General features: G+C 61.5%; 10 protein-coding genes. 8 read left to right on the top strand and 2 right to left on the bottom strand.

Annotated elements, in window-relative coordinates; translation table 11 throughout:
- Window position 1: 1 nt before the first annotated feature.
- Window positions 2–844 carry a class I SAM-dependent methyltransferase gene (locus tag ACSQ20_RS05850; protein ID WP_436018226.1) on the bottom strand — a complete coding sequence of 281 codons (843 nt, stop codon included), beginning with the start codon at window positions 842–844 and terminating at the stop codon, window positions 2–4.
- 18 nt (window positions 845–862) lie between these two features.
- On the opposite strand from ACSQ20_RS05850, the gene gloB reads away from it, so the two are divergent.
- The 6 genes from gloB to ACSQ20_RS05880 all read left to right on the top strand — a co-directional run bounded on the left by gloB (window position 863) and on the right by ACSQ20_RS05880 (window position 9494).
- A complete protein-coding gene (gene gloB / locus ACSQ20_RS05855; RefSeq protein WP_436018227.1) occupies window positions 863–1660 on the top strand; it encodes a hydroxyacylglutathione hydrolase in 798 nt (265 codons plus the stop codon).
- A 160-nt stretch (window positions 1661–1820) separates the two neighbouring features.
- Window positions 1821–3491, top strand: a complete 1671-nt coding sequence (locus ACSQ20_RS05860; RefSeq protein WP_436018228.1) for a transglycosylase SLT domain-containing protein — start codon at window positions 1821–1823, stop codon at window positions 3489–3491.
- Between the two features lie 417 nt (window positions 3492–3908).
- Window positions 3909–5057: a glutamine-hydrolyzing carbamoyl-phosphate synthase small subunit gene (gene carA, locus ACSQ20_RS05865; RefSeq protein ID WP_436018229.1), complete on the top strand. Its 1149-nt coding sequence runs from the start codon at window positions 3909–3911 to the stop codon at window positions 5055–5057.
- Between the two features lie 42 nt (window positions 5058–5099).
- Window positions 5100–8354, top strand: coding sequence for a carbamoyl-phosphate synthase large subunit (carB, locus tag ACSQ20_RS05870; RefSeq protein WP_436018230.1), 3255 nt, complete (start codon window positions 5100–5102; stop codon window positions 8352–8354).
- Between the two features lie 146 nt (window positions 8355–8500).
- On the top strand, window positions 8501–8977 hold the full coding sequence (greA, locus tag ACSQ20_RS05875) for a transcription elongation factor GreA (protein ID WP_436018231.1): 477 nt from the start codon (window positions 8501–8503) through the stop codon (window positions 8975–8977).
- Window positions 8978–8990: 13 nt separating this feature from the next.
- Window positions 8991–9494, top strand: coding sequence for a DUF4149 domain-containing protein (locus ACSQ20_RS05880; RefSeq protein WP_436018232.1), 504 nt, complete (start codon window positions 8991–8993; stop codon window positions 9492–9494).
- 8 nt (window positions 9495–9502) lie between these two features.
- On the opposite strand, the gene ACSQ20_RS05885 is transcribed toward ACSQ20_RS05880, so the two are convergent.
- The gene (locus ACSQ20_RS05885) at window positions 9503–10090 is read right to left on the bottom strand and encodes a YhbY family RNA-binding protein (RefSeq protein WP_436018233.1); all 588 of its coding nucleotides are present in this window, start codon (window positions 10088–10090) and stop codon (window positions 9503–9505) included.
- A gap of 150 nt (window positions 10091–10240) precedes the next feature.
- On the opposite strand from ACSQ20_RS05885, the gene ACSQ20_RS05890 reads away from it, so the two are divergent.
- Both ACSQ20_RS05890 and ftsH read left to right on the top strand, forming a co-directional pair.
- A complete protein-coding gene (locus ACSQ20_RS05890; protein ID WP_436018234.1) occupies window positions 10241–10903 on the top strand; it encodes an RlmE family RNA methyltransferase in 663 nt (220 codons plus the stop codon).
- Between the two features lie 185 nt (window positions 10904–11088).
- Window positions 11089–12978, top strand: coding sequence for an ATP-dependent zinc metalloprotease FtsH (gene ftsH / locus ACSQ20_RS05895; protein WP_436018235.1), 1890 nt, complete (start codon window positions 11089–11091; stop codon window positions 12976–12978).
- Window positions 12979–13000 lie beyond the last annotated feature (22 nt).

Raw genomic sequence — 13000 nt, forward strand, 5'->3', positions numbered from 1 at the left:
GTCATATTCTCGGGTTGTGTGTCTTGTGAGTGGCGACCGGCGCAAGCCCAGGCGCGAGCACCGGCTTTTTCGCCTTGAGGGTACCCACGAGCCGCATGCCGCGCACGCGCTTGACCGCGCTCACCATATAAGCGGCCCCAAAAATGGGCCACCATCGGTCGCCGGCATCTTCCATGAAGCCAAAACGTGTCAGCCACTTTTCGCTGACGAGGGGCGGACGATAGCAGCCGAAGCGTCCGCGTTCAAGCTCGAACCCGAGCAACTTGATCCAGTCCTTGATACGCGTGAATGCAATGAGATCATGCGCCGCGGGCACGAACGGCCGTCCGGTCATCTTGCCGAACGACTGCCGCGCGCCCCATAAGCTCAGCGAATTGAAGCCGAGAATGATGAGTTGCCCTTCGGGCATCAGCACGCGCTCGGCCTCGCGCAGCAAACGGTGCGGGTCCCGTGTGAATTCGAGCGTGTGCGGCATCACGATCAGGTCGACGCTCTGCGCTTCGAACGGCAGGTCGAGCAAATCGCACCAAACGGTCGTGCGCCCGTCCGGCGCGTGGCGATCGTTCGGGCCGCGCGGGACGTCGGGCGGCAACGACGGCGCCGGGCTCGCGCTCGGATAGCGATAGGGCGAACTCGCTCCGCTCGCGGCGTCGAGCACAAGCGCCCGGCACGACATGCGGTTCTCGCGCAGCGCGTCGAGCTGCGGCAGACCGAGCTGCAGCGCGTGGTAGCCGAACGCATTGGACACAACACTGTCGAGCAGCGCTTGCTCCCACGCCAGCACATAGCGGCCGGGCGGGGAATCGGTCCAGGCGGGCCAGTCTATAATCGATCGATCAGACATCTTATGGTTGCGTCGCCTATGAAAACGCTCGAATACGTGCCGGTGCCGGCTTTTGCTGACAACTACATCTGGCTCGTGTCGAACGGGCGCGATGCGGTCGCGGTCGACCCGGGCGAGGCCGCCCCGGTGCGCGGGTTTCTCGCGCAAAAGGGCTGGCGACTGAGCGCTATTTTACTCACGCACCACCACGCCGACCACGTCGGCGGTGTCGCGGAGCTTTGCCGCGATGCGCAAATTCCTGTCTACGGGCCCGCGCGCGAGGAGATCGTCGAGGTGACGCACGCTGTATCGGGCGGCCAGCACGTGCAGATCGAAGCACCTGCGATGCAGCTGACGGTGCTCGACGTGCCCGGTCACACGCGAGGTCACATCGCCTATTTTCAGGCGGGCACAGACGTCGCGGCGCCTCACGTTTTTTGCGGCGATACCCTTTTCGCCTGCGGTTGTGGACGGCTGTTCGAAGGCACGCCGGCGCAAATGCTCGCGTCGCTCGATGCGCTCGCGGCGCTGCCGGGCGAAACGCAAGTGCATTGCGCACACGAATACACGCTTTCGAATATCCGCTTCGCGCTGGCGTGCGAGCCTGGCAATGCTGCGCTGCGTGCTTGGCACGACGAGGCGGCCGCCCGCCGCGCGCGCAATGAACCGACGCTGCCTACGACGATTGCGCACGAGCGCGCGGTGAATCCGTTCCTGCGGGCCGATCGCGACGAAATTCGCGCCACGCTCGGCGAGCAACTACAATCGGATCAAGCGGTAAGCGACCGGTTGGCGTCTTTCACGCTGATGCGCGAGTGGAAAAACCGCTTCCGCTGAAGCGGTGATGATCTCGCTCGAGCTTTACCCGATGATTGGCAACTTCGAAAACGTTCGCCAAGCCTCGGATTTGACAGGTTTTTTTGCATTTTAAGTTGACGCGAGCGGCATGCTTTCGTACTATCGCGTGCAATTTCCAGTTTTGGAAGCCGAGACGTTCATGCGATTTTTCCTTAGTGCGCTATTGGTTTTGGCGCTCGCAGCTTGTGCGAGCAACGCGCCGCCAACAGCGAGCAGCAACAGCACCACCGACGCTTCCACCCAGCAAGCCGCCGCCGATTCCCTGCGCACCGTCACCGCCAAGCAAACGATCGATGTCGATAAAAGCTCGGTCGAGCAATTGACGAGCGCCGATACCGACTTATGGGGCCGCATTCGCCGCGGCTTTCAAATCCCCGATCTGCAAGGCGATTTGGTCGATATGCAGGTGAGCTGGTACGCGCAACGCCCGGATTACGTCCAGCGCATGACGGACCGCTCGCAAAAATACCTTTATTACATCGTCGAGGAACTCGAGTCGCGACATATGCCGACCGAACTCGCGCTGTTGCCGTTCGTCGAATCGGCCTTCAACCCGCAAGCGCTGTCGGTCGCTAAGGCCGCCGGAATGTGGCAGTTCGTGCCTGGCACCGGGCGCACTTACAACCTCAAGCAGAACATGTGGCAGGACGAGCGACGCGACGTGCTTGCCTCCACCGGAGCCGCGCTCGATTATTTGTCGCGCCTGCACGATATGTTCGGCGACTGGTATCTCGCGCTCGCCGCGTATAACTGGGGCGAGGGCAACGTGCAGCGGGCGATCGCCCGCAATCAGGCGGCCGGTCTGCCGACCGACTATCAGAGCCTGCGCATGCCGAACGAAACGCGCAACTACGTGCCAAAGCTGCAGGCGGTCAAGAATATCGTCGTCAATCCGCAGGTGTATGGTCTGGCGCTGCCCACGATTCCGAATCACCCGTACTTCGTGACGGTAACGACCTCTCATGACATCGATGTCGAGATGGCGGCCAAGCTGGCCAACATGTCGGCTGACGAATTCCGCTCGCTCAATCCGTCGTTCAAGAAACCGGTCATTCTCGGCGCGACGCAGCCGCAGATCCTGCTGCCGTTCGATAACGCGAGCGCATTCGAGCGCAATCTCAAATCGTTCGATGGCCAGTTGTCCTCCTGGACGACCTATACAGTCAAGGAACGTGCGCGCCCCGCAGCGCTCGCCGAGAAGATCGGCGTGGACGCCGATACGCTGATGGCGGTCAACAAGATTCCTGCCGGTATGCGTTTGAAGCCGGGCTCGACGCTGCTCGTGCCGCGCGACGACAACGACGACGAGGATATCAGCGCCGACGTGGCCGAAAGCGCCGTGCTCGCGATGGAGCCCGACGTTCCCGATACGCGCAAGATGCTGATTCGCGTGCGACGCACGCAATCGATGGGCTCGCTCGCGGCGCGCTATCACGTATCGGTGGCACAGCTGAAGGCTTGGAACAAGACGAGGCGCAATGCGGTGGCGCCTGGTCAGGTCATCGTCCTGCACGTTCCAGTGGGAAAGGAGATGCCCGCGGAGCCGGGGCCGCAAAGAATCGCGACGACGATTCCGGCTGACGCGCGCGCCGAGAAAATCGACGCGAAGGCGGCGGACATCAGCCCCAAATCGCATACGAAGGGCGCGCGGCGGACAAAGGTCGCCAACGTAGCGGCAAGCAAGTCGGCTCAAAAAACGGTCGCCTCGACGAAGGTCGCCAAAAAGGGCGCGAAGCAGACCGTCAAGCCCGCGCAAAACCGTCAGAGCACGACCGTCGCATCCACCCGCGATCAAACCAAGCAGCAATAAGCAATAACGACAGCCACCGCCGCAAGCAATAAACACCAAACCGCGCGGCCCGCAACGAGAGTTGTAGCATCGACTCGCTTGGGCCCGGTTGCCCGCCGGTCGGTGTCTGCGAAGCTGTCTGTCCGTTGTAGGGAAGGGGCTTTCACGCTATAATTCGAAAGTTTGCACTATTCAACCCGCACCCTAGCGCTTACCTTTCCCATCCCGTTCATCCGCCGCTCAATGCACCATGGCGCGCCCGTGGCAACGCCAGGTTCTGCTGGGCACCGAGCGCCGTGGCACGTGCTGCCAAGCTTTCTGCGCAGCGTGTCTGCGCAACGGAAATGTCGAGCGTCGCGCCGGCCGCAATAGGCGGCCGCGGCGACAGCCTCCGGGCGGATAACAGGTCGGCAACAGGGTGTTCCCAAGGAGCTTCCCGTGCTGCCGTCTTTTCCTCCTGCTCTGCTCGCACTCGCTGACGGCACGGTCTTTCGCGGTCATGCGATCGGCGCAGCCGGTCATACGATCGGCGAGGTGGTGTTCAATACAGCCATCACCGGCTATCAGGAAATCCTGACCGATCCGAGCTATGCACGCCAGATCGTCACGCTCACTTATCCGCATATCGGCAATGTCGGCGTCAATGGTGAGGACGTCGAATCGACGAAGGTCCATGCCGCTGGCCTGATCATCCGCGATTTGCCGCTGCGCGCGTCGAACTTCCGCATGCAGCACACGCTGGCTGACTATCTGCGCGACGAAGGCGTGGTGGCCATTGCCGGCATCGATACGCGCCAGCTCACGCGCATCTTGCGCGACAAGGGCGCGCAAAACGGCTGCATCCTTGCCGGAAGCACCGACGAAGCGCATGCGGTCGAACTTGCACGCTCATTTCCCGGCTTGGCCGGCATGGATCTCGCGAAGGTTGTGTCCACCGCGAAGCCGTACGAGTGGACGCAGACCGAATGGCGCCTCGGCGCCGGTTTCGGCTCGCAGCGTTCACCACGGTACCGCGTCGTCGCGTTCGATTACGGCGTGAAGTACAACATCCTGCGCATGCTGGCCGAACGGGGCTGCCATGTGACGGTGCTGCCGGCGCAAGCGAGCGCAGCCGACGCGCTGGCGCTGAACCCCGACGGTGTCTTTCTCTCGAATGGCCCGGGCGATCCGGAGCCGTGCGATTACGCGATCACCGCGACGAAAGCATTCATCGAGCGCGGTGTGCCGACCTTCGGCATTTGCCTGGGTCAACAGATCATGGGTCTTGCCGTCGGCGCGAAGACGGTGAAGATGAAAACGGGGCACCACGGTGCGAACCACCCGGTGAAGGATCTGGCCACGGGCCGCGTCGTCATCACGTCGCAGAACCATGGGTTCGCCGTCGATGCCGATACGCTGCCCTCCAACGCGCGCGTGACCCACGTGTCGCTGTTCGACGGCACGCTGCAAGGCTTCGAGCTGACGGACAAGCCGGCGTTCTGCTTCCAGGGGCACCCGGAAGCGTCGCCCGGGCCCCATGACATCGGCTATCTGTTCGACCGCTTCACTGCGTTGATGGACGCCAAGCGCGCCAACGCAGCCGCGTGATTCGCACATAAAAGAACCGAGCAATACACTAGCGAGAGCGTTATGCCCAAGCGGACAGACATCAACAGCATACTCATCATCGGCGCGGGGCCGATCATCATCGGCCAGGCGTGCGAGTTCGATTACTCGGGCGCGCAGGCTTGCAAGGCGCTGCGCGAGGAAGGCTACAAGGTCATCCTCGTGAACAGCAACCCGGCCACCATCATGACCGACCCGAACACGGCGGACGTGACCTACATCGAGCCGATCACCTGGGAGGTGGTCGAGCGCATCATCGCCAAAGAACGCCCCGACGCCATCCTGCCCACGATGGGCGGGCAAACGGCGCTCAACTGCGCGCTGGATCTTTTCCATCACGGCGTGCTGGCCAAGTACGACGTCGAGCTGATCGGCGCATCGCCGGAAGCCATCGACAAGGCCGAGGACCGCCAGAAGTTCAAGGACGCGATGACGAAGATCGGGCTCGGCTCGGCGAAGTCGGGTGTCGCGCATTCGCTTGACGAGGCGCTCAAGGTGCAAGCCGAGATCGCCGCGCTGACAGGCGGCGGCGGCTATCCCGTCGTGATTCGTCCGTCGTTCACGCTGGGCGGTTCGGGCGGCGGCATTGCCTACAATCGCCAGGACTTCGAAGAAATCTGCCGGCGCGGGCTCGACCTGTCGCCCACGCGCGAGCTGTTGATCGAAGAGTCGCTGCTGGGCTGGAAAGAGTATGAGATGGAAGTCGTGCGCGATCGCGCTGACAATTGCATCATCGTTTGCTCGATCGAGAACCTTGATCCGATGGGCGTTCACACCGGCGATTCGATCACGGTGGCCCCGGCGCAGACGCTGACCGACAAGGAATATCAGATTCTGCGCAACGCGTCGCTCGCGGTGCTGCGTGAAATTGGCGTCGACACGGGCGGCTCGAACGTGCAGTTCGCGATCAATCCGACGGACGGACGCGTCATCGTCATCGAGATGAACCCGCGCGTCTCGCGCTCGTCGGCGCTTGCGTCGAAGGCAACCGGTTTTCCGATTGCCAAGGTCGCGGCGAAGCTGGCCGTCGGCTACACGCTTGACGAACTCAGGAACGAAATCACCGGCGGCCAGACGCCGGCCTCGTTCGAGCCGACGATCGACTACGTCGTCACAAAAATCCCGCGTTTCGCCTTCGAGAAATTCCGCGAAGCCGATTCACGTCTGACCACGCAAATGAAATCGGTCGGCGAGGTGATGGCAATCGGCCGCACGTTCCAGGAGTCGTTCCAAAAAGCGCTGCGCGGGCTTGAAGTCGGTGTCGATGGGCTCGATGAAAAGACGACCAATCACGACGAAATCGTGCGCGAAATCGGCGAGCCTGGCCCCGATCGCATTTGGTATGTAGGAGATGCGTTCCGGATGGGCATGTCGATCGAAGAAGTGTTCGAGGAAACGTCGATTGACCCCTGGTTTCTCGCGCAGATCGAAGACATCATCGCCAAGGAAAAAGCGCTGGCCGGCCGAACGCTTGCGAGCCTGTCGAAGGACGAACTCCGTTATGTGAAGCGATGCGGCTTTTCCGATCGGCGGATTGCGAAGCTCGTCGGCGCGAAGCCGGCAGACGTACGTGCGCGCCGGATCGAACTGAACGTGCGGCCCGTCTATAAGCGCGTCGACACTTGCGCTGCGGAATTCGCCACGAATACGGCCTACATGTACTCGACGTATGAAGACGAGTGCGAAGCGCAGCCTACGTCGAACCGGAAGATCATGGTGCTGGGCGGCGGGCCGAACCGCATCGGACAGGGTATCGAGTTCGATTATTGCTGCGTGCACGCGGCGTTGGCGATGCGCGAAGACGGCTATGAAACGATCATGGTCAACTGCAACCCCGAAACGGTATCGACCGATTACGACACGTCCGACCGGCTTTACTTCGAGCCGTTGACGCTGGAAGACGTGCTCGAGATCGTCGACAAGGAAAAGCCGCTCGGCGTGATCGTGCAGTACGGCGGCCAGACGCCGCTCAAGCTTGCGCTTGATCTCGAAGCGAACGGCGTGCCGATTATCGGCACATCGCCGGACATGATCGACGCCGCGGAAGACCGCGAGCGTTTCCAAAAGCTGCTGCAAGATCTGCAGCTGCGCCAGCCGCCCAACCGCACCGCGCGCACTGAAGCCGATGCGCTGACGCTTGCTGCCGAAATCGGCTATCCGCTCGTGGTTAGGCCGTCATATGTGCTGGGCGGCCGCGCGATGGAAATCGTGCATGAGCCGCGCGATCTCGAACGCTACATGCGCGAGGCCGTGAAAGTGTCGAACGATTCGCCGGTGCTGCTCGATCGCTTTCTGAACGATGCGATCGAATGCGATGTCGATTGCATTTCCGATGGCAAGGCCGTGTTCATCGGCGGGGTCATGGAGCATATCGAGCAGGCAGGGGTGCACTCGGGCGATTCGGCCTGTTCGTTGCCGCCGTATTCGCTGTCGACGGAAACCGTGGCGGAACTCAAGCGTCAGACCAGTGCGATGGCGCGTGCGCTCAACGTGGTCGGCCTGATGAATGTGCAGTTCGCCATTCAGCAGATTCGGCAAGACGACGGCACCGTGAAAGACGTGATCTACGTGCTGGAAGTCAACCCGCGCGCATCCCGCACGGTGCCGTATGTTTCGAAGGCGACCGGTCTCGCGCTCGCCAAAATCGCCGCGCGCGCGATGGTCGGGCAAACGCTCGAACAGCAAGGCGTGACGAGCGAGGTCCATCCACCGTATTTCAGCGTGAAGGAAGCGGTGTTCCCCTTCGTGAAGTTTCCGGCCGTCGACCCGGTGCTTGGGCCCGAGATGCGTTCCACGGGCGAAGTCATGGGCGTGGGCGAGACGTTCGGCGAAGCGCTTTTCAAATCGCAGTTGGCTGCCGGTTCAAGGTTGCCCGAGTCGGGCACGGTGCTCATTACCGTGATGGACGCGGACAAGGCGAAAGCGGTCGAGGTAGCGCATATGTTGCACGAGCTTGGCTACCCGATCATCGCGACGAAGGGCACCGCCGCCGCGATCGCCTCGGCGGGTGTGCCGGTCAAGGTCGTCAACAAGGTCAAGGATGGTCGTCCGCACATCGTCGACATGATCAAGAACGGGGAAATCGCGCTCGTGTTCACGACCGTCGACGAAACCCGCGCTGCGATCGCCGATTCGCGCTCGATCCGCATGAGCGCGCAGGCGAACAAGGTCACCTACTACACGACGATGTCGGGCGCGCGTGCTGCCGTAGAAGGGCTACGGTACCTGAAGAACCTGGAAGTCTATGATTTACAAGGGCTACATGCTCGCCTAAACTAGCTCTTCGAAGATTAGAGCGGGGTCGAGTCCGACCCCAGATGCCGCGGTTAAGCGGCGTCCCCTCCGGTGGCCACAAGCGCCTGACGGGATGCACTTAACCGCGGTGCTTTTTTATTGCCGTCTTTTTTTGCTTAACTGATCTGCCTATGAGCACCATTCCATTGACGAAGCGGGGCGCGGACAAATTGCGCGACGAGTTGCAGCGGTTGAAGTCCATCGAGCGGCCGGCGGTCATCAACTCGATCGCCGAGGCGCGTGCACAGGGCGACTTGTCGGAAAACGCCGAGTACGACGCTGCTAAAGAGAAGCAAGGTTTTATTGAAGGGCGCATCGCCGATATCGAGTCGAAGCTTGCCGCGGCGCAAATCATCGATCCGGCGGCACTCGACGCCGATGGCCGCATCGTATTTGCCGCGACGGTTCAGCTCGAGGATCTCAATTCTGGCGATATCGTGACCTACCAGATCGTCGGTGACGACGAAGCCGATATCGATCACGGTCTGATCTCGGTCAGCTCGCCGATTGCCCGCGCGCTGATCGGCAAATTGGAAGGCGATGTCGCGGCCGTGCAGGCGCCGAGCGGCGTGCGCGAGTACGAAGTCATCGCTGTGCGCTACGTCTGACGGACGTACGAACGTGTCACTCGCTCCCCATCGTATTTTCAGGCTGCTGACCGTTATCTGGGTGGGCAGTCTGCTGACGATCGGCTATGTGGTCGCGCCAACATTGTTTACCACATTGGACCGCGTTGCGGCAGGTGCGGTGGCGGCCAAACTTTTTCGCATCGAGGCGGTGATCGGTGTGCTGTGTGGCGTATTGTCGTTGGCGCTCGGCAATTTGTTGGTGCGGCGTGGCGCGTTGGCATACCGGTCACTCCGATGGCTGCTGGCCGGCATGCTCGTGAGCGTGCTGCTGGGCTATTTCGCGCTGGCACCGTTCATGGATGCGATGCGCACAGCGGCGCTCGAGACGGGCGCCGATGTCGGGCACTCCGCCTACGCAGCGCGCTTTGGCCTGCTGCATGGTGTGTCGAGTGCCTTCTATTTGATCGAAAGCCTGCTCGGCATTGCGCTCGTGTGGAAGTTGCCGGCTGCGGGTGTTGATGCAGCGGCAGGCGCGGTGCACGGCACACGCGCCTGAACCGGTGCTTACTTTGTCGATTGATGCTGCCGTTTCGCGCTCGTCTGGCGTTTTTTCGCGCGCTTGATCGTGCCGCCGGCCGTGACGCGCTCGTTGCCTCGCACCACCACCGTTTGCGCCTTCGGGCGACGTTTCGGGTCGTCAGGTTGCTTGACGACCTTGACGAGGCGAGGTGCCGCGCCGCGCGACGATTTTTCGCCGGGCGACGATCTTTCGCTCGAGGCTTCACGCGCGCTCGGCAGTGCGGTACGGCGGCCGCTACCGGTCTTGGTGGCGGTGGCCTTTGCGCGGTTTGCCGGGGTACTCGGCACCGGCCGCGCGGGTTGCGGTTTCCAGATAACGAGTAATTTTCCGATCTGCTGGATCGGGCCGGCGTTGAGTTCGTCGCAAATGCGGGCGTAGATGGCTGCGCGTTCTTCCCGCTCGTCGCCGAAAACGCGGATTTTGATCAGCTGGTGCGCGTTCAGATGGACTTTGATTTCGGCCAGCACGGCCTCGGTCAGCCCTTCGGCCCCGATCAGCACGACCGGTTTGAGCGCATGAGCCTGAGTGCGCAGCTCGGCGCGTTGGGCGGGAGAGACTTTGAGGGCGGGCATAAAAGTAGGAGGGGTAGGACGGTAGGAAGTACAACTCGACTAGAATGTGGCGGCCGGGCCTTGCTTGTCATGCAATGCCGGCAGCCGCACCAGCAAAACGCGTATTATCCGCCAAAATTGCGGCGCGACGCAGCAACCGTTCACCTTTCGATGGCAAAAAACCGCTTTAGTCACTCGTGGCTGCACGACCACATCAACGATCCTTACGTCAAGCTGGCGCAGCGAGAGGGTTACCGCGCCCGTGCCGCCTATAAGCTCAAGGAAATCGACGAGCAGGATAAGCTGATCCGCCCAGGGCAAGTCATCGTCGATCTGGGCTCGGCGCCTGGCAGCTGGAGCCAATACGTGCGCAACAAGCTCGCACAGGGCGCGCGCCGCGATGCGACGCACGCGGGCGGCATCGACGGAACGATCATTGCGCTCGATCTGTTGCCGATGGAACCCATCGCCGACGTGCATTTCATCCAGGGCGACTTTCGCGAGGACACTGTCTTGGCGCAATTGGAAGAAATGGTGGGTGGGCGCCGCGTGGACCTTGTAATCTCGGATATGGCGCCCAATCTGTCAGGCGTGGCCGCAGCCGATGCGGCGCGGATCGAGCATGTTTGCGATCTCGCGCTCGAATTCTCGCAAAATCACCTGAAACCGGAGGGCGCGTTGCTCGTCAAGTGCTTTCACGGCAGCGGCTACAGTCAGATCGTCGAAAAATTCAAGCGCCAGTTCAAAACGGTGGCCGCGCGCAAGCCGAAAGCATCGCGCGATAAATCGTCCGAAACGTTCATCCTGGGCAAGTTTTTGAAACATCCAGGGTGAAACCGTCGGCCCCTGGAAGCGGCCGGTGCGTGATGCGACACGCAAAAAGATGCCTTGACGAATCAAAAAAGGCTATTTTTGCGGTAACTAAACGCTATGGCAGGGGTCTACGGACTGGATTAGAATGCTTTTGTGGCGCCGCAAGGAAAATGTAGGCGCCCGTCTATGAGTGAAGGAGTGGTGCTTTGAACAACAATATGTTTTCGAAGGCGGCAGTGTGGTTGGTTATCGCACTGGTGCTGTTTACGGTGTTCAAGCAGTTCGACAAGCCCCGCGTCCAGGAAGGTGTCTCGTATTCGCAGTTCATGACGGACGCGAAGGACGGCAAAGTCAAGAGTGTCGTCGTTCAAGGGCGCAATCTCACGGTCACTCCTGCAGACGGTCAAAAATATCAGATCGTGTCGCCGGGCGACATCTGGATGGTCGGCGACTTGATGAAGTACGGCGTCCAGGTCAGCGGCAAGGCTGACGAGGAGCCGAGCGCGCTTGTTTCTGCTTTGTACTACCTGGGGCCGACCATTCTGATCATCGGCTTCTGGTTTTATATGATGAGACAGATGCAAGGCGGCGGTAAAGGCGGCGCTTTCTCGTTCGGCAAGTCGCGTGCGCGTCTGATCGACGAGAACAACAACGCGATCAATTTCACCGACGTCGCCGGCTGCGACGAAGCGAAGGAAGAAGTCTCCGAGCTCGTCGACTTCCTGCGGGATCCGCAGAAATTCCAAAAGCTCGGCGGTCGCATTCCGCGTGGGGTGCTGCTCGTGGGCCCGCCGGGAACCGGTAAGACGCTGCTTGCGCGCGCCATTGCGGGCGAAGCGAAGGTGCCCTTCTTCAGTATCTCGGGTTCGGACTTCGTCGAAATGTTCGTCGGCGTGGGTGCAGCGCGCGTGCGCGACATGTTCGAGCAGGCGAAAAAACACGCTCCTTGTATCGTGTTCATCGATGAAATCGATGCGGTCGGTCGCCATCGCGGCGCCGGGATGGGCGGCGGTAACGACGAACGTGAGCAAACGCTCAATCAGATGCTCGTTGAAATGGACGGCTTCGAAGCGAACTCTGGCGTCATCGTCATTGCAGCAACGAACCGTTCCGACGTGCTCGACAAGGCGCTGCTGCGCCCCGGCCGTTTCGATCGTCAAGTCTATGTCGGCCTGCCGGATATCCGCGGTCGCGAACAGATCATGAAGGTGCATCTGCGCAAGGTGCCGATTTCGAACGACGTCGATGCGGCCGTGATCGCGCGTGGCACGCCGGGCTTTTCGGGCGCCGATCTCGCGAACCTCGTCAACGAAGCGGCGCTCTTCGCGGCGCGTCGCGGCAAACGCATCGTCGAAATGCAGGACTTCGAAGATGCAAAAGACAAGATCTTCATGGGGCCGGAGCGCAAGTCGGCTGTCATTCGCGAAGAAGCGAAGCGTGCCACGGCCTATCACGAGGCAGGCCATGCGGTTGTCGCGAAGCTGTTGCCGAAGGCCGACCCGGTGCACAAGGTCACGATCATTCCGCGCGGGCGCGCGCTTGGCGTGACCTGGCAATTGCCCGAGCACGACAATGAAACGTACTCGAAGGATTACCTGCTCGATCGCTTGACCATCCTCTTTGGCGGGCGCGTTGCCGAAGAGCTTTTCCTCAATCTGATCAGCACCGGCGCATCTGACGACTTCAACAAGGCAACGCAAACCGCGCGCGCGATGGTGACTCGCTTCGGCATGACCGATGCGCTCGGCCCGATGGTCTACGCCGACGACGAAAACGAAGCGTCGCCGTTCGGCCGCGGCTTCACGCGTGCCATTTCGGAGGCCACGCAGCAAAAGGTCGACGCCGAAATTCGCCGGGTGCTCGACGATCAGTACAAGCTTGCACGTCGCCTGCTCGAAGAAAACCGCGACAAGGTCGAAGCCGTGACGGCTGCGCTGATGGAGTGGGAGACGATCGACGCCGACCAGATCAACGACATCATGGCTGGCCGTCCGCCGCGCTCGCCGAAGAGCGTATCGCCGGCTGATACATCGTCGGGCAGCAACGGCAGCCCAGGCGCTGAGGTGAAGCCGGGCAGCGCCACCGCGCCCGCTTAACGCGCGGCAAGCAACGCATAAT

It is taken from the genome of Trinickia sp. LjRoot230 (genome assembly GCF_964253315.1).
Classification (GTDB): domain Bacteria; phylum Pseudomonadota; class Gammaproteobacteria; order Burkholderiales; family Burkholderiaceae; genus Trinickia.